The organism is Pedobacter nyackensis (genome assembly GCF_032678475.1).
GTDB classification, from domain to species: Bacteria; Bacteroidota; Bacteroidia; order Sphingobacteriales; family Sphingobacteriaceae; genus Pedobacter; species Pedobacter nyackensis_A.
This window is the reverse complement of record NZ_JAVTSF010000001.1, coordinates 1,331,222-1,349,345: the sequence shown is the minus strand read 5'-3', so window position 1 is coordinate 1,349,345 and position 18,124 is coordinate 1,331,222. Positions and strand designations below refer to the sequence as shown.

At 39.7% G+C, this 18,124-nt stretch carries 15 protein-coding genes; 12 read left to right on the top strand and 3 right to left on the bottom strand.

The window, feature by feature from the left end; translation table 11 throughout:
• Positions 1-15 precede the first annotated feature (15 nt).
• Entirely contained in the window at positions 16-3,396 is a 3,381-nt protein-coding gene (locus R2Q84_RS05445) for an efflux RND transporter permease subunit (protein WP_316815516.1), read from the top strand.
• Positions 3,397-3,590: 194 nt separating this feature from the next.
• Here R2Q84_RS05445 and R2Q84_RS05440 read toward each other — a convergent pair whose 3' ends face one another.
• Positions 3,591-4,724, bottom strand: a complete 1,134-nt coding sequence (locus R2Q84_RS05440; protein ID WP_316815515.1) for a histidine decarboxylase — start codon at positions 4,722-4,724, stop codon at positions 3,591-3,593.
• A gap of 235 nt (positions 4,725-4,959) precedes the next feature.
• Between R2Q84_RS05440 and R2Q84_RS05435 the strand changes: the two genes are divergently transcribed.
• From R2Q84_RS05435 to R2Q84_RS05395, 9 genes are all read left to right on the top strand, one after another.
• The gene (locus tag R2Q84_RS05435; protein WP_316815514.1) at positions 4,960-5,745 is read left to right on the top strand and encodes a DUF3050 domain-containing protein; all 786 of its coding nucleotides are present in this window, start codon (positions 4,960-4,962) and stop codon (positions 5,743-5,745) included.
• 409 nt (positions 5,746-6,154) lie between these two features.
• Complete coding sequence (locus tag R2Q84_RS05430; RefSeq protein ID WP_410478409.1) at positions 6,155-7,078, top strand: AAA family ATPase; 924 nt, start codon at positions 6,155-6,157, stop codon at positions 7,076-7,078.
• 2 nt (positions 7,079-7,080) lie between these two features.
• Complete coding sequence (locus R2Q84_RS05425; RefSeq protein WP_316815512.1) at positions 7,081-7,956, top strand: DUF58 domain-containing protein; 876 nt, start codon at positions 7,081-7,083, stop codon at positions 7,954-7,956.
• A 4-nt stretch (positions 7,957-7,960) separates the two neighbouring features.
• Positions 7,961-8,941 (top strand): hypothetical protein, encoded by a 981-nt coding sequence (locus R2Q84_RS05420; protein WP_316815511.1) that lies wholly within the window; start codon positions 7,961-7,963, stop codon positions 8,939-8,941.
• Positions 8,928-9,932 (top strand): VWA domain-containing protein, encoded by a 1,005-nt coding sequence (locus R2Q84_RS05415; protein ID WP_316815510.1) that lies wholly within the window; start codon positions 8,928-8,930, stop codon positions 9,930-9,932. The genes R2Q84_RS05420 and R2Q84_RS05415 overlap by 14 nt, the downstream gene beginning before the upstream one ends.
• A gap of 4 nt (positions 9,933-9,936) precedes the next feature.
• The gene (locus R2Q84_RS05410) at positions 9,937-10,971 is read left to right on the top strand and encodes a VWA domain-containing protein (RefSeq protein ID WP_316815509.1); all 1,035 of its coding nucleotides are present in this window, start codon (positions 9,937-9,939) and stop codon (positions 10,969-10,971) included.
• A 2-nt stretch (positions 10,972-10,973) separates the two neighbouring features.
• Complete coding sequence (locus R2Q84_RS05405) at positions 10,974-11,708, top strand: tetratricopeptide repeat protein (protein WP_316815508.1); 735 nt, start codon at positions 10,974-10,976, stop codon at positions 11,706-11,708.
• Positions 11,709-11,725: 17 nt separating this feature from the next.
• Positions 11,726-13,540 carry a BatD family protein gene (locus R2Q84_RS05400; RefSeq protein ID WP_316815507.1) on the top strand — a complete coding sequence of 605 codons (1,815 nt, stop codon included), beginning with the start codon at positions 11,726-11,728 and terminating at the stop codon, positions 13,538-13,540.
• On the top strand, positions 13,518-14,306 hold the full coding sequence (locus R2Q84_RS05395) for a tetratricopeptide repeat protein (RefSeq protein ID WP_316815506.1): 789 nt from the start codon (positions 13,518-13,520) through the stop codon (positions 14,304-14,306). Before R2Q84_RS05400 ends, R2Q84_RS05395 begins: the two co-directional genes overlap by 23 nt.
• Here the strand turns inward: R2Q84_RS05395 and R2Q84_RS05390 are convergent.
• Both R2Q84_RS05390 and R2Q84_RS05385 read right to left on the bottom strand, forming a co-directional pair.
• A complete protein-coding gene (locus R2Q84_RS05390; protein ID WP_316815505.1) occupies positions 14,303-14,680 on the bottom strand; it encodes a helix-turn-helix transcriptional regulator in 378 nt (125 codons plus the stop codon). The genes R2Q84_RS05395 and R2Q84_RS05390 overlap by 4 nt on opposite strands.
• A 446-nt stretch (positions 14,681-15,126) precedes the next feature.
• Positions 15,127-15,978 (bottom strand): hypothetical protein, encoded by an 852-nt coding sequence (locus R2Q84_RS05385; RefSeq protein WP_316815504.1) that lies wholly within the window; start codon positions 15,976-15,978, stop codon positions 15,127-15,129.
• 243 nt (positions 15,979-16,221) lie between these two features.
• Here R2Q84_RS05385 and R2Q84_RS05380 point away from each other — a divergent pair, with 243 nt between their 5' ends.
• Complete coding sequence (locus R2Q84_RS05380; protein WP_316815503.1) at positions 16,222-16,374, top strand: hypothetical protein; 153 nt, start codon at positions 16,222-16,224, stop codon at positions 16,372-16,374.
• Positions 16,375-16,435: 61 nt separating this feature from the next.
• Positions 16,436-18,118, top strand: a complete 1,683-nt coding sequence (locus R2Q84_RS05375; RefSeq protein ID WP_316815502.1) for a tetratricopeptide repeat protein — start codon at positions 16,436-16,438, stop codon at positions 18,116-18,118.
• Positions 18,119-18,124: the final 6 nt, after the last annotated feature.

Below are 18,124 nucleotides of genomic sequence, written 5' to 3'. Positions count from 1 at the left end.
TATTCTTAAAACGATATGAAGGATATTAATAAAGAATTTCGACCGTCCAGCTGGGCGATTGATAACAGGACGGCGATATACGTGTTTACATGTTTATTAATGATAGCGGGGTATTTCTCCTATCAAAGCCTTCCTAAAGAGAATTTTCCGGAGGTAATCATACCAAAAATATTTGTGCAGACGATTTATCCGGGTACTTCGCCTTCCAATATGGAAAACCTGGTTACCAAGCAATTGGAAAAGGAAATAAGGGGGACCTTAGGGCTGAAGAAAATTACTTCTAATTCCTTTCAGGATTTTTCGTTTATCACGGCTGAGTTCAATACCGGGGTAGATATTAAGGATGCGAAACAACGGGTAAAGGATGCTGTAGATAAGGCAAAAACAGATCTTCCTTCTGATTTACCTGATGATCCGGTGATCATGGACATCAATCTTTCAGATCTTCCGATTATGTACATCAATATTTCTGGTGACTATGATTTGAAAAAGCTAAAAGAGTATGCTGATGATATTGAAGACAGGGTAGAGGGCTTGAAAGAGATTGCCGGTGTGGATATTGTCGGTGCATTAGAACCCGAAATTCAGATCAATGTTGATCTGCGTAAAATGGAAGCTGCCCAGCTTTCTTTCACTGATATTGATAATGCGGTGAAATATGAGAATTTGACTATCTCAGGTGGATCGGTGAAAATGGATGGGATGTTACGGACTTTAAACGTTAAGAAAGAGTTTAAGAACGCAGAGGAGATCGGTAACATGATCGTTAAAACACCAACCGGAGGTTCTGTCTATCTAAAAGATATTGCAGAGGTAAAGGATTCATTTAAAGAGCAAAACAGCTATGCCCGTTTATACGGTAAGAATGTAATTACTTTAAACGTACGCAAGCGAAGTGGTGAAAACCTGATAGAAGCTTCCGATAAGATCAATGCGATGTTGAAGGACATGAAAGGAAAGTTGCTGCCCGAAAAACTGAACATTACCATTACGGGCGATCAGAGTGATCAGACCCGTATTACCCTGCATGATCTGATCAATACCATTATTATTGGTTTTATATTGGTTACATTGATCCTGATGTTCTTTATGGGGGTAACCAATGCCTTGTTTGTGGCTTTGTCTGTGCCACTTTCTATGTTTATCGCCTTCTTGTCAATGCCAGTATTGGGAGGAGTGTTTGATTTTAACTTCACCATGAACATGATGGTGCTGTTCTCCTTTTTGCTCGGTCTGGGGATTGTGGTGGATGATGCGATTGTGGTGATTGAAAATACGCACCGTATTTTCGACAATGGTCGGGTGCCCATTGTGCAGGCTGCTAAAACCGCAACAGGAGAAGTGTTTATGCCAGTGTTATCGGGAACATTAACCACACTGGCGCCATTTTTTCCTTTACTGTTTTGGCCAGGGATTATTGGTGAGTTTATGTATTTCCTACCGGTTACCTTAATTGTAACACTTACCGCTTCGCTAATTGTGGCTTACATTATCAACCCTGTATTTGCGGTTGATTTTATGAAGCCTCATGATGATCATGAAAATGATAAGCCAACTTTTAACAGGGCTGTGAAACGTACTTTAGCAGTTTTTGCTATTATCGCTTTATTAGGCTACCTCATTAATTTTGGAGTAGGAAATTTCGTGGTGTTGATGGCATTACTCTACCTTTTGAACCATTTCGTTTTGACCAGGATAATCAAGAAATTCCAGACGGTAACCTGGCCAAAAGTGATTAATGCCTATCATAGTTTACTAGTTTGGGCATTAAAGCGTCCACGTACCATGATCTGGAGTACCGTTGGCTTATTTTTCTTTACCATTTTTCTTGTAGGAGTTGTACCACCGAGAATCGTATTTTTTCCTACTGCCGATCCTAATTTTGTGTATGTGTATATTGAATTACCTGTGGGTACCGATCAGGCTTATACCAGTAAAGTCGTAGAGAAGATTGAAGCGAAAGTTATAAAAGTAGTGGGAAGGAACAATCCTGATGTGTCGTCAGTTATTTCCAATGTAACCGTAGGTGTTACCGATCCCCAGGGCGAAGATCAGGGAGAGTATACCAATAAAGGTAAAGTTACAGTAGCCTTTGTGCCTTTTGGAAAACGAACCGGAGAACGTACTGCTGGTTATTTGGGCCGGATACGTGATGCGGTAAAGGGTATCCCCGGAGCTGAGATTAGTGTTGCGCAGGAACAGGGAGGGCCACCGACAGCCAAACCAATCAGTATTGAAATTACAGGAGATAACCTGGATTCTATTGCTGTTACATCCGATCGGTTAAAGAAATATCTGGACAGGAAGCAGATTGCCGGTGTGGAAGAATTAAAGTCTGATTTTCAGAACAACAAACCTGAGATTCTTTTTGATGTAAACCGGGAAAGAGCAAACCGGGAAGGGGTTTCAACAGGTCAGATCGGACTTGCTTTGCGTACTGCCTTATACGGGAAGGAAGTTTCGAAATATAGAGATGAAAATGAAGATTATGAGATTAATGTACGCGCACAGGAAGATCAGCGGAATAATCTGGAAGCGCTCAGAAATATGAAGGTAACCTATCGTGATATGGCTATGAACGGTATAATCAGACAGGTGCCTATCTCTTCTTTTGCTGATATTGATTATGTGAATACTTATGGCGGCATAAAACGTAAACAACAGAAAAGGATTATTATCCTTTCTTCAAACGTTCTGTCGGAATACAATGCAAATGAAGTGGTCGCAAATATTCAAACGGAGATCAATGAGTTTAAAGCACCAGATGGAGTAGAGATTAAAATGGCGGGAGAACAGGAAGAGCAACTCGAAACAGCAGCGTTTCTTGGAACGGCAATGATTAGTGCTTTGTTTATTATTCTTATTATTCTGGTGCTACAATTCAATTCTATCAGTAAGCCGGTAGTCATATTAAGTGAAATCCTCTTTAGTGTGATTGGGGTTTTGCTGGGAATAACGATTTTCCGAATGGAATTGTCGATTGTTATGACTGGGCTTGGGATTGTGGCGTTGGCAGGTATTGTGGTTCGTAATGGAATTCTGTTGGTTGAATTTGCAGATCTGATGGTTAGTCAGGGGATGGAAGTGAAGGAAGCCGTTATTGAGGCAGGACGAACAAGGGTGACGCCTGTATTGTTAACTGCCACTGCTACCATGCTTGGATTGATTCCATTAGCTGTGGGCTTAAATATAGATTTTGTAACCATGTTTACTGAACTGCATCCTCATCTTTATTTTGGAGGGGATAATGTCGCATTCTGGGGACCATTGTCATGGACCATCATCTTTGGGTTAAGTTTCGCCACTTTCTTGACCCTGGTGCTGGTTCCATGTATGTATTTGGTTGCCGATATTAATTCCAAACGGATTAAGAAGGTGTTGGCGGGGAAAAAATAACCGTTTTCTTCTGCGACTGGCATCTTTTTCTGAAGGGAAAAAGCGCCTGAGGCCGCATCAGAGAAGGTAATTTTTTTATTCAAATTGGGCGCTTTATTGTAGAGCGCCTAATTTGTTTTTATGGAGCAGGAACTTCGTTTAAAGAGCAGGATGTTTATAGTGCAGCAATTTGTTTTATAGCTCCGGAATGCCCTTTATAGCACAGGAACTCCGCAGGTAATGATTTCTTGTATCAACTGGTCGATTTGTATTTTTGTGATGTTGGGCATGCAGATGATGTGTGACCAGCCTCCTTCGGCGGCTAGTTGCCATTTTTGTCTGATTTTTACATCAGGCTCAGGAAAGTTTACGGTAATGGCGTTGGTGTTGCGCCATGCAGGTATACCGATTTCTTTGAGTCTTTGTTCGGCATAGGCTGCGGTTTCCAGGCAATGAAGGGCACGTTCTTTTAGACCTGCGATACCTAGCTTTTTGATGGTGTACCATAAAAACAAGGGGCTGTGACCATTTCGGGAGCCAGAAATGGTAGTGTCCATGCTGCCGATGTAAGCAACAGAGCGGGCAATACGGTCACGGTTTGATTTTTTGGCAACCACTACACCGCAAGGCATAGGTGATCCGATAAATTTATGACCACTAATGGCAATACTGTCGGCACCATCAGCAAAATCGAAAGCAGGTCTGGGCTCAATTAAAGCACTATAGCTACCGGATAAAGCACCATCGGCATGGATGTAATAATGTTTGATGGCCAGCTTTTTTAAGATTTGTTTGATTTTGCTAATGTCATCACGGGCCTCAGTCATTGTGGTACCAATGTTGGCCATAATGATAACAGGCATATGCCGGTTCATTCTTATGGTATTTTCCAGATCCTCATAGTCGATTTCCCCGTTCTCCTGCGTGCTGATCACAATGTTCGACATGTTTAATAGGTGCAGGTTCTTTTGTACACTGTAATGGGTAGCTTCAGAATAGTACACCATTCCTTTAGGATGTAACTCGCGTGCCAGGTAAAGACCATAAAGATTACCTTCCGAACCACCGTTGGTTACGTAACCCCACCAGTCGTCGGCTTGTGCCCTGAAAAGTTCAGCAAAGAATTGTACCACCTCCTTTTCTATGTCGCGTGAACCAACAGCATAAGTGGATGGAACAAAAGGATCACCCAGGTTATTCATAGGATACTCCAAAAAGGGCATCAATTCGCTATAGTCGAAATCTTTGGAAACGGGATAACCCATAAAAAAACTGGTATTAACCTTTACTTCTTCCAATAGTTTTTTAAGTACGTCGTTTTCGCTTGATGACAAGGGATTTATGTTCATTTATTTATAAGTAAGTTAGTTCTGTTTGAATTGCAAAATTACACTTAGTAGAATAAAACGCTATTATTAATGTTTAATTAAGAATATTATGTTGTTTGTTTTGTGTATTCGAAATAATGATTTGAAATGGTGTGTTTGGATCTCATCTGGCTTTAAGGAAATTTTGCAGATCTTATAGACGTCAACCAGAATTTCCTTTTACATTTGCAGCCGGAAAATAAAAAATGGGAAGGCAATGAACGGACCTCTGGAAAACATACAAGCATCAATCATCCCGCTTAGGGAGCAAATCATCAACCATAAAGTATACGCAGTAATAGAAAACCTTGAAGATTTGAGGATCTTTATGGAGTATCATGTGTATGCGGTATGGGATTTTATGTCGCTGTTGAAATCGTTACAGATTAATCTGACTTGTACTAACGTTCCCTGGTTTCCAGTTGGATCGGGTAGCACGAGGGCGTTGATCAATGAGATTGTAGCCGGAGAAGAGTCTGACCTGGACGCCAACGGCGATAAGAAAAGCCATTTTGAAATGTACCTTGATGCAATGCAGCAATGTGGAGCAAACACAGCTGAAATTACCAATTTCATCGAAAGCTTAAAAGTAAATCTTAATTTTGAACAAGCTTATGAAGTAGCAAATACACCTGCTGAAGCCAGAAGTTTCGTAGATTATACTTTTGAAATTATTAACAGCGGGGAAGCTCATTTACAGGCCAGTACTTTTACTTTTGGAAGAGAAGATCTGATTCCAAATATGTTCCTGACCATTGTAAATGATTTGAATGCTAAATTCCCAGATCAAATTTCCTTATTTAAATACTACCTCGACAGACATATTGAGGTTGATGGAGATCATCACAGTCATCTTGCTTTGGCTATGACTTCAGAGCTTTGTGGTGAAAACGAAGCCTATTGGAAAGCTGCTGAAGCAGCAACCATCGAATCCTTAAAAAAACGTATCGAACTCTGGGATGGTGCCTACAACAAAATTTGTAGTATAAAAAAGTCCACTTAGTTTGTAAAGCTTAGTAAATAGAACTGTTCAGGGTAAGTTGCTCGTACTTATAAATCTTAGCTAGGAAAACGGTCTAAAGTAAGCTGCTTCTACTCTGGCGGGGTTGATCGGAAATTTTGGTTGCTCAGAGGGAACCTAGGATTCATTTTTTTCTTCCCCAAAAAAGAAAAAACTTATTCCAGTTCCCGAAGAGTCAACCAAAATTTCCCTTTTTAACATATTTTAACATTATATCCTACCTTTAGCTGTTGTGAAAAAAAATAGGTTTGTCTAATTTTCGCAACGAATAAAAAAATGGGTATAAATGGAAGAAGTAACTAATATTACTGAACATTCATCGTATGGAACTGATATCCGTGCGCTGAATGAAATGATACAAAAAGAAAGTGCATTTATTGATCTCTTGTTAATGGAGATGGATAAAGTTATTGTTGGTCAGCGGTATATGGTAGAACGCCTGCTGATCGGTTTACTTGCCGACGGACATATTTTGTTGGAAGGTGTGCCCGGACTTGCAAAAACATTAGCAATTAATACTTTGTCGAAAGCCATTGATGCAGGATTTAGCAGGATCCAGTTTACTCCAGATCTGTTACCAGCGGATTTGCTGGGTACCATGATCTATAACCAGAAAAAAGAAGAATTTATAGTTAGAAAAGGTCCTTTGTTTTCTAATTTTATCCTTGCGGATGAGATCAACAGGGCACCAGCAAAAGTTCAAAGTGCCTTACTTGAAGCCATGCAGGAACGTCAGGTTACCATTGGCGACAATACTTTCCCATTGCCTAAACCATTTCTGGTACTAGCTACGCAGAACCCTATTGAGCAGGAGGGAACCTATCCATTACCGGAAGCACAGGTAGACAGGTTCATGCTGAAAGTTGTAATCGGTTACCCGAAAAAAGAAGATGAGAAGCGCATCATGAGAGCCAATATTGCACCTCAGGGAATGCCTACACCAAATGTGGTAATTCATACCGACGATATTTTGAGGGCACGCAAGGTGGTTAGAGAGGTGTATATGGACGAGAAGATCGAGCAATACATCATTGATATTGTTTTTGCTACCCGTTTCCCTGGCGATTATAAACTAACGGATTATAAAAACCTGATCAGCTTTGGAGCTTCACCACGTGCCAGTATCAATCTTGCACTGGCAGCTAAAGCTTACGCCTTTATCAAAAGAAGGGGATATGTTATCCCGGAAGATGTAAGGGCCGTTTGTCATGATGTTTTAAGGCACCGTATCGGACTTACTTATGAAGCCGAAGCCGAAGACATTACTTCAGAAGAGATCATTACCGGAATATTGAATGCGGTAGAAGTACCTTAATTATGGATACCAAAGACCTCTTAAAGAAAGTTAGGAAGATAGAGATTAAAACCCGTGGTTTAAGCAATCAGATCTTCTCAGGCGAATACCAGTCGGCCTTTAAAGGACGTGGTATGGCCTTTAGTGAGGTGCGCGAATACCAGGTAGGGGATGAGATCCGTACCATAGACTGGAATGTTACTGCACGTTTCAACCATCCTTATGTAAAAGTATTTGATGAGGAAAGGGAGATGACAGTAATGCTATTGGTAGATGTGAGTGGATCTAAAAACTTTGGAACCCAAATTCAGCTAAAACAGGAACTGGCTACAGAGCTTTGTGCCGTGATTTCTTTTTCCGCAATACAAAACAACGATAAAGTGGGGGTGCTTTTTTTTAGTGATAAGGTAGAAAAGTTTATCCCACCGAAAAAAGGCAGAAGTCATATCCTGATGATCATCAGAGAACTGATAGATTTTAAACCGGAGAACAAAGGAACAAACGTTGCCGAAGGTTTACGCTATTTTACAAGTGCCATTAAAAAAAGATGTACCGCTTTTCTGATCTCGGATTTTATGAGCGGACCTTTTGAAAATGAACTTAAAATTGCGAACAGAAAGCATGATTTGATTGCTTTAAGATTGTACGATATTCATGAGGAAGAGTTCCCGAACTTAGGGCTTATTCCTATCAAAGATGAAGAAACAGGACATATCGAATGGGTAAACACGGCAGATAAGCAAGTACGCCAGGCTTTTAAAACAGCTGCCCTGGAAAGGAACGGAAGATTGGAAGATCAGTTCAGGAAATCAGGTGTAGACTTCACTAAAATCGGTACCCATCAATCTTATATCAAACCATTAATGACATTGTTTAAGAAAAGAGAGGCCAGACGATAAGGATATGAAACAATATTTTAATTTCAGCTGGTGTTTGATGCTGTGTTTAGTGGGGTTAAGCTACACAACCCAGGCTCAGAACATCAGGGTAGAAGCAAAGCTGGATCAAACGAAGATAAAATTAGGTGATCAGACTGTTTTGCGTTTGATGGCACATGTACCTGCTAATGGACAGGTCGATTTCCCTGTACTCGCAGATACCATTTCATCCAAAGTACAGATTGTGGAGATGGGTAAAACCGACACCCTTACCGATCAAAATAACCCGGGGGTTAAAACCATTAGCAGACGATATACCATTACCTCTTTTGATGCAGGACTACACATGATTCCTGCTTATACTTTCGATAGCAAAGAAGGTAAGTTAAATACACAAGCGCTTCCTTTGGAAGTGACAGAAGTAAAGGTTGATACCACAAAAGCAATCTATGATATTAAAGAGCCGCTGGCGGTTTCTTATTCTTTTATGGACTGGCTTAGGGACAACGCAAAACTGGTAACATTTTCTGTATTAGGTGTATTGTTAATAATAGGCTTAATCTGGTACTTGATCAGAAAAGCTAAAAACAAACCTGTTAAAGCAGTTCCAGCCAAGCCCGCAATACCTTTGGATGTTATGGTGCTAGATAGGCTGAAAGCTTTGAGAAGTCAGAAGCTATGGGAACAGGGCCAGGTGAAAACCTACCACAGTGAACTTACTGATATCATTCGTGATTACCTGGAAAAAAGATATGAAATCAATGCAATGGAGCAAACCTCGGAAGAGATATTTTCTGGGTTAAAGCATCTGAGTATTACAGCCGGGAACATGGATAAGCTAAGGCAGATGCTGTTGTTAGCTGATTTGGTGAAATTTGCAAAAGCTACGCCTTTGCATAATGAGAATGAACAAAGTATGGAAAATGCGATCAGTTTTGTAGTGAATACCAAACCTGCTCCATCTACAGATCATAAAGTACAAAATAAAGATAATGAACCTGTTTAGCGGAATTGAATTTGCCAATAAAGGCTTTTTCTGGCTGCTGGCCGTCATCCCTTTGATGATCGGCTGGTACATCTGGAGAAACAGCAAACTTCAGGGTAGTTTACGTATGTCGGCCGTAAAAGGTTTTTCATCCGTAAAAAAGAGTAAGTATACAAGTTTAAGGCATTATGGGATCGTATTACGGGTGCTGGCATTTACCTCGCTGATCATTGCACTAGCCCGGCCACAATCAGCTTTCAGCTGGCAAAATTCTACTACCGAAGGTATTGATATTGTAATCGCTACCGATATTTCGGGTAGTATGCTTGCAGAGGATTTGAAACCTAACAGATTGGAAGCAGGAAAAAACATAGCCATCGATTTTATTAAGGACCGTCCGGAAGACCGTATCGGTCTGGTTATTTTCAGTGGTGAGAGTTTTACGCAATGTCCGCTTACCATAGATCACGATGTACTGATTAATCTGTTTAGCGAAATCAGTAACGGAATGATTGAAGATGGTACTGCCATTGGTATGGGCTTGGCCACAGCTGTAAACCGATTGAAAGAAAGTGAGGCGAAAAGTAAAGTGGTTATTTTGCTGACAGACGGGACAAACACAACCGGGTCAATACCACCTTTAACAGCCGCAGAAATTGCCAAACAGATGAAGGTTCGGGTATACACTGTTGGAGTAGGAACCAAAGGTTACGCACCTTATCCGATGAAAACACCATTTGGAATTGAATATCAGCAGGTACCGGTAACTATTGACGAGAAGGTGCTTACGGAAATCGCTAAAACGACTGGTGGACAGTATTTTCGCGCAACGAACAATGCCAAGCTAAAACAGATTTATCAGCAGATAGACCAATTGGAAAAGGCAAAAGTTGCCGTTACACAATACAATAAAAAAACAGAGCGCTTCCTGCCCTTTGTCTTGATCGCAATGGTATTGCTCTTGCTGGAATTTTTATTGAGAAATACAATTTTTAAAGGAGCCTTAACTTAATAATATGTTACGTTTTGAACACATAGGGTATTTATGGGCACTGGCGCTTATCCCTTTAATGATCATCGTTTTCATGATGGTTCGTCGCTGGAAGAAGAAGGCATTGTTGTCGCTGGGCGACCAACATACCGTTAGAAGGATGATGCCGGAGGTTTCTTTGAGCAGACCTGCATTAAAATTTAGCCTTTTTGCCCTGGCTTATGCTTCGCTGGTAATTGGAGCAGCAAATCCACAGATAGGGACTAAAATAGAAGAGGGCAGACGTGCAGGAGCTGATTTGATGATCCTGCTCGATGTTTCCAATAGTATGCTGGCCGGAGACCTGGCGCCAAACAGATTGGAAAATGCCAAACGTGCCATCTCTCAATTAATTGATAATCTCCATAACGATAGAATTGGTATCATCATTTTTGCCGGAGAGGCTTATGTGCAACTTCCTATTACAACCGATTATTCAGCGGCAAAGTTGTTTTTAAATAACATTACCACTGATATTGTACCGACCCAGGGGACTGCGATTGGCGCTGCTATTGATATGGGAATGAAGTCCTTTAACTTTGTAAACGGTACGAGTAAGGCCATGATTTTGATGACAGATGGAGAAAATCATGAAGACGATGCCATTGCTTCAGCCAAAGCAGCCAGTGCCAAAGACGTTGCCATTCATGTAATCGGTTTAGGTTTACCTGAGGGAGCACCTGTACCGATTTATAAAAATGGACAACCTGTAGGTTTTCATACCGATGAAGCTGGGAAAACTGTGGTGACTAAGCTAAATGAAGAAATGTGCAAGGAGATCTCGCAGGCAGGTAATGGCGTTTATGTAAGGGCCAGCAACGCCAACAGCGGATTCAACATTGTGATGGATCAGGTGAATAAAATGGAGAAGAAAAGTTACGATAGTAAAACATTCAAAAATTATGAAGATAGGTTCCAGTTTTTCCTGGGATTTGCACTTTTGCTGTTGATACTGGAATTCTTTATCTCTAATCGCAGGAACTTGAAATTAAGTGAATTGAATTTATTTGAAGTGAGGTAGCTATGAAGCAGTTGATCATTATTATATACATTGTACTACAGGGAAGCCTTGTTTTCGCACAGAAGGAAAAGAAATATATTCATAACGGTAATAAGCTTTATCAACAACAAAAATATGCTGAAGCCGAAGCCAGTTACCGCCAGTCTGTAGAGAAAACAAAGGAATCAGTAGCCGGTAACTTCAACCTTGGTGATGCTTTGTACAAACAAAAAAAGTTTGAAAATGCAGCGCAGAAATTCACGGAAATAGCTAATACATCCGGCGATAAGGCCGTAAAAGCACAGGCCTATCATAATCTTGGTAATTCACTGCTGGAATCTAAAAAGCTTGAAGAAAGTATTGAAGCTTATAAAAAATCCCTGATGAATAATCCTAAGGACGATCAAACCCGTTATAATCTGGCGTATGCCCAGGAAAAGCTAAAGCAGCAGCAACAGCAGGATAAAAAGGACAAGGATAAGAATAAAGATAAAAAAGATCAGGACAAGAAGGATCAGGACAAAAAGGATCAGGATAAGAAAGACCAGGATAAAAAAGATCAAGACAAGAAAGACCAGGATAAGAAGGATCAAGATAAAAAAGATCAGCAGGGACAGCAGCCACAACCGGATAAATTATCGAAGGAAGATGCTGAGCGTATGCTGGAAGCTTTAAAAAATGAAGAAAAAAACACCCAGGACAAGTTGAAAAACAAAAAAGCAAAAGGGGTAAAGGGACGTATTGTTAAAGACTGGTAGAGGGGTATACAATGAACATGAAATATTATTTATTATCGGTATTACTTTTTTGGTCGGCCATTAGCTTTGGACAAAACATAAAGGTTACTGCGACTGTAAGTTCAAGCCAGGTAGCGGTTGGAGAACAGTTTGAAATTAGTTTTTCAACTAATGGTAATCCAGATGCATTTGAGCCACCGACCTTTGCGGGTTTTCAGGTAGTTGGTGGACCGAACCAGTCGTCCAGCTATAGTTCCATTAACGGACAAACTACTGCCAGTATATCTGTTAGTTACGTTTTGGTGGCCTTGAAGGAAGGTGAGTTTACTATTGGTACTTCAATCATGGTCATAGGTGGTAAGCAGTACAAATCGAACATCATCAGGATGACGGTCACTAAGGGAAAGGCTGCTCCGCAACAGCAGGCACGATCGGGGCCGGCAGGTGGACAGAACGATAGGATGTCCACTGGCAATTCATCCGATATTTCAAAGCAGCTGTTTATGCGCGCAATCGCCAATAAAACCAATGTTTATCAGGGGGAGCAGATCGCGGTGACTTACAAGCTATACGCGAACATAGGTATTGTGGGTAATACGCCAGATAAATTACCTGATTTTAACGGTTTCTGGAGTCAGGAAATCAAAAATAATAATGGTAACGTAGATTGGAAAGAAGAAGTTTATAACGGACAAAGGTACCATGTTGCTGTATTGAAGGAGATCATATTGTTTCCTGAGCGCTTCGGTAAGCTGACATTGGACCCCTTGATTATGACTTTTGTGGTGCGTAAAAATGTGCCTTCCAATGATCCTATTGAGCAGTTTTTTGGTGGTGGTTCTTATGAAGATGTAAAGTATAAGATAAAGACAGCACCAGTGGCTATCAATGTAAAACCATTGCCGGATGCTGGCAAACCAGAAGGATTTGAAGGTGCTGTTGGACAGTTTTCTATTGATGCTAATGTTGATAAATCATCATTAAAAGCTAATGAAGCCTTAAATTATACCCTTAAAATTTCGGGATCTGGAAATTTGAAATTGCTAAAAGCACCAACAGTAAATTTTCCTGCCGATCTGGAGAAGTACGATCCTAAAATTAACGACCGTATTACCGAAAGTCTTAGTGGCGTTAGCGGAACCAGGGAGTATACTTATTTACTGATTCCAAGGCATGAAGGCAATTATACCATTGAACCGTTAAAATTCTCTTATTTTAATCCTGCAACTGAAAAATATGTTACCCTTAATGCAGCATCTTTTGATTTGAAAGTAGCCAAAGGTGCACCGGGCTCAAACGTTACGGCTTATTCTTCCGGAAATCAGCAGGATATTAAAATGCTGGCTAAAGATATCGCTTATATCAAAACCGATACTTCAGGTTTGCATCAAAAAGACAGTGTCTTTTATGGTTCTGCAGCCTATTATGCTTTAATGTGTTTAGGGCCATTGCTGTTTGTAGGTGCTTTGGCTTATCGTAAACAGTACAGAGAAAATAACAAGGATCAGGTAAAAGTTAAAGGCAGAAATGCCAACAAAATAGCAGCTAAACATCTTGCGAATGCGCAGAAGCAACTACTTGCAGGCGATAAAACACTGTTTTATCAGGATGTTTATAAAGGTTTGTATCAATATCTGAGCGACAAATTCAATATACCTGCGGCAGAATTGAACAAGGATAATATCACAGAAACCTTAAGGAATGCCAGTGTAAAAGAACCATTGATCAATCAGCTGACAGATACTTTAGATTTGTGTGAAATGGCCAGGTATGCACCTGTAACAGGAATTGCCGAACAAGAAGTGTTTGATAAAGCGAAAAGTATCATTAATGACATCGAAAACAATGCGTAACCTTTTAAAATATAATTTATGTGCCGTACTGTTATTTGTACAGCCATTTTGTGTATCCGCAAAGGAGATTAATGCCGAAGCATTACTTAAGCAGGGAAATGCTGCATATGCTAAAAACCAATATCAGGAAGCAGCTAAAGCTTATCAACAAGTATTAGATGCAGGTTATCAATCTGAGGCTGTTTATTTTAATCTGGGCAATGCCAATTATAAGCTGGCCGAAATACCTGAAGCTATTTTAAATTATGAAAAAGCATTGAAATTAAATCCTGGTGATGCTGATGTTCAGTTGAACCTGCAGCTTGCCAATCTTAAAATAACGGATAGAATTGAAGTTGTACCTGAGTTCTTTCTCACTAAATGGTGGAAAGCTTTTATCTACTTCTTTTCATTGAGTACATTATCTGTGCTTACCGTTACTTGTTTTATCACTGGTTTTATTTTGGTGATTGCTTACTTGTTTTTAATTGCTGTGACACCTAAAAAAGCTGCTTTTTATGCTGGGCTTTCCGTACTGTCAATGGGCTTGATCTTTATGATCATGGCAGGTGTACAATCAAGTTACCTGAATGCGAGTCGGCAAGGTATCGTGTTTACTGGAGCATCCGATGTAAAAAGTGGGCCAGATGGTAAACAGAAAACCTTATTCGTGATTCATGAAGGTACGAAAGTCACTATTCAGGAACAGGAGGGCGACTGGATTAAGGTTGTATTGGTTAATGGAAATGGGGGATGGATAAAGTTTGCCGATATTAAAACGATTTAAACTTCAACTAGCTCCTCTATATTTAGTTGGAGTTTTGGATTGTTTAATTGAGCTATCACATTTTGTACTTTGATGATGGTTTGTGCATTTAGTGTTGTAGGCACGAGATCTTCCATCCCAATGTTTAAAAGCTTGTGGATTACGATTAAATCGTTTAGGGTAAAAGGATTGATTCCATTGATTAGTTCGGACATGTAAGTTTCGTTGTAGTGTCCTAAAACTATTTCCAGTTCTTTTTGAGTAAGTTTCTTTTCTTTTAGTTTGGACTTGATCAACTGTTTGTTATGCTGGTTGAAATTGTCTTCACGTTCAGCAATTTGTTCCGCCAAATCAATTTCCTCTTCAGTTTCATTGTCCCCCCCGTGAGGCGTCAAATTGATTTACAGATCCCTTAGGATTGTTGAGTATTTTATGGAAATAAGCCATAGCGTTAATTAATTACGTCATAACCCAATATTTGTATAAAAGGTATCATCAGTGCGTTTTTAGTAGTTTCTTCAGTTTGAATCTGCGGTATCATTTTTTCAACGCGCTGCTAGTTGAGCAATTTGATCTTTAAAGTCCATACGTTTTGGTTTTTATTACCTATATGTTGCTGATCTGAGATTCTTGTGTGAGTATATGTAGTGTGGTGGGCGCTATAGCAGAGTTATTGTAGTTATAACTGCAAGGAGTGTAGGAAGAATATAGATGATGTGAGGTAGTAGAGCAGTATTGATTTGAGAAGGTTATTCATGATGGAGTTGCGTTTAATTTAAGTGGTTATCTCAAAGTTTAAAATTTGAATCCATAATAAAATGGTTAATTTAAAATACTGAGGCTAATGTTCAATTTCACACAGGGTTTTCCCTGCATCTTTTGCTTTTGCGATAGTTGTTGGGATAATTTCACTTTTACAGTTATTTAAACCATGACATTTATTACTTAGATGATATTTTTTTGCAACCTTACTGGTACAGATGTAGGCAGTGGTATTTTTTTCAATATTAGCGTTACGCATAGATAAGCCTACTCCACCAATAACAGTTATAAACAAAATCATGATGTCAATTCCATACTTGGTTAACGGTACACGTTTGCGTGTTGTTGCAGGAGAGCTGGGAGGAATTTCATATTCCTCTAGCTCAATTTCTTCTGGTTCAGGTTTTTTTGTTATATCCTTTATAACTTCAGCAGGTGTTGCTTCTGCAAGATTATAGATTATTCCATACTGGTATGGTCTGGGTTCAAAATTGATAAGCCATGCTAAAAGTTCAATGTTTCTTGGCTCTGTAGATACAGTTTTCCCTTTTAAATAGTTATCCAGGGGCTTGAGTTTCTCAGGGTCAAACCTTTCAATACGATCAGTATAATCATTTGAAATTACACCTAGACTGAAGAAATCTCTGATAATTTTCTCATCCTTTACCTGTGGCCTCGCATTTAATACGAGAAGACATTCGTGCCGCAACTTGGCGGGTGTTGAATATGATAAATTTAAAGAAAGCAATCCCTTAACCTTCTTTTGATGGTAATCTGAAATCACCGCTTTTTTATAATCATCGAGCATTATCCTATGAATTAATAAGTAAATGTAACCGGAATTTTCGAAATCTTTTACGGTTTTCCAGAATTCCGGTGGATTTATCGGAATGATCGGAACCGCATGATGATGAGTGCTTTTGGTCGCCATACATTTGTTTTCGAAAACGGTTGGAACCTCGCTTAGCTAATGAGGTTCATGTATACACAGATTTTAAACGAGAGGAAGTTGCGGTAGGTAATGACCGGTTTGGGAAGCAGTTACTGCCGCCCGCAATGGAATCTCAATTCTTCCCAAAAATTTCAGAAGCGCTTCTGGAATGCCAATGTAGCAACCTCCACGATAGGATTCGCGGAGACCTACCAAGTATTTCAATTCTAAAATTTTTGAATCATGTTTAATATTATTTTCTTTTTTTTAATGGGTTTAGTATCTCCTTCACAATCGGGTACAATTTCAAAATGCGACGCTAAAGGAGATGTTACGGTAAATAGTAGACCAGCTGGCGGTCCGGGTGGTGAAACTGGAAATAACCGACCAAGATAATAATTGAAAATACGGGCATAAAATGCCCGTATTTTTTTATTTTCGAGAAATAGATAAAATCTTGAAAAGATACCTAACGCTTCTTTTACTGTTTCTCATTTCTTGTCATCAGGACAAGGTTAGACCTAAGGTATATTCAGAAAACCCGTATTATGACCGGGCCTGGTATTTTTTAGACAACAATCTTCTTGATAGTAGTTTCGTATATTTTAATAAAGCCAAGGAAAAGTCACTCAAAGAAGGGGATAGTGTTAAAGTTGCGAAAGCTTTAATCAATATGGCCATTACAAGTGGTGATCAGGGAGATTTTTTCGGAAGTCAGGAAATTTCGCTTTCAGCGATCAGTTATCTAAATCCAGACGTGAATGATCAAAGGGAAATTTTATCCACCAACTATAATAACCTTGGTAAAATGGCCAATCGGTTAAAAAATTATAAGGAGGCTGCAAAATTTTACCATCAATCCATTGAACTCTCCCGCGATCAAAACTCTAAGAACATCTATATAAATAATCTGGCGGTTAATTTAATAGACCAGCTCAAATACAAAGAGGCACTTCAATATTTTGGAGCGCTCATCCATACGAAAAGTGTGAGGGATAACCCGGTCACATTCGCAAGAATTTTGTCTAACATCTCGAAAACGAAATGGCTTCAAAATAGCCATTATAATCCGGTACCCGACTTTTTAAAAGCGTTACACATACGGCAGGAAGCCAATGACCTGTTAGGGCAAAATGCAAGTTTAGCACACCTTGCAGATTTTTATATGGACAAAAAGCCAGATTCTGCGTTGTTTTATACCCGTAGCATGCATTTGCTGGCCAGGCAGATAAAAAGTGCAGATGACCAGCTGTATGCTTTGGAGCGATTGGTTAAACTTAGTCCGAACCAACAAGCGAAGCAATACTTTGAAACTTATAAGAAACTTCAGGACAGCGTAGAAACGGCAAGGAATGCCGCTAAGAACCAGTTTGCCATGATCAGGTATGAAACGGAGAAAAATAAAGCAGATAACCTCAATTTGCAAAAAGAGAATGTTGAAAAGAAGTATCAGATTACCATACAAAAGTTTTTGCTGGGTGGAGCGGTTTTGCTCTTCATCGGTGGGGCTGTAATTTCGGTACTCTGGTATAGGAAAAGAAAACAAAAGTTAGCGCTGGAAGCAGAGGCTGCCATTCGCGACAACAAACTGAAGATCCATAAAAAAGTACACGATGTTGTGGCAAATGGATTGTACAGGATGATGTCGGAAATTGAGAACGGGGAAAGTATGGACAAGGAAACCATTTTGGATGGGATAGAGCTACTTTACGAGAAATCGCGCGACATCACTTATGATGAGCGCCCACATGCAGGTGCTGATTTTCAGGAGGAAATAAACAGCTTAATTGCATCGTTTGGTGCTGCTGATCTGCGCATCTCTCTGGTAGGTAATGAAAAGGAATTGTGGGACCAGATGAGTGTCAATGTAAAACATGAAATCGCACACATTCTTCAGGAACTGATGGTGAATATGAAAAAGCATAGCGGTGCTAGTAATGTGGTAGTGAAGTTTGAGCAAATTGGTAATCAGATGAATATTCACTATATGGATGATGGGGTTGGGATCAATGGACAGCCAAATTTTAAAAATGGCTTGACCAATACGGGAAACCGTATTGGTAGTATTGGTGGTACAATTACTTTTGATACAAAAAACGACAAGGGATTGAGAATTCACATTTCCTTTACAATTACCTAAAGATAT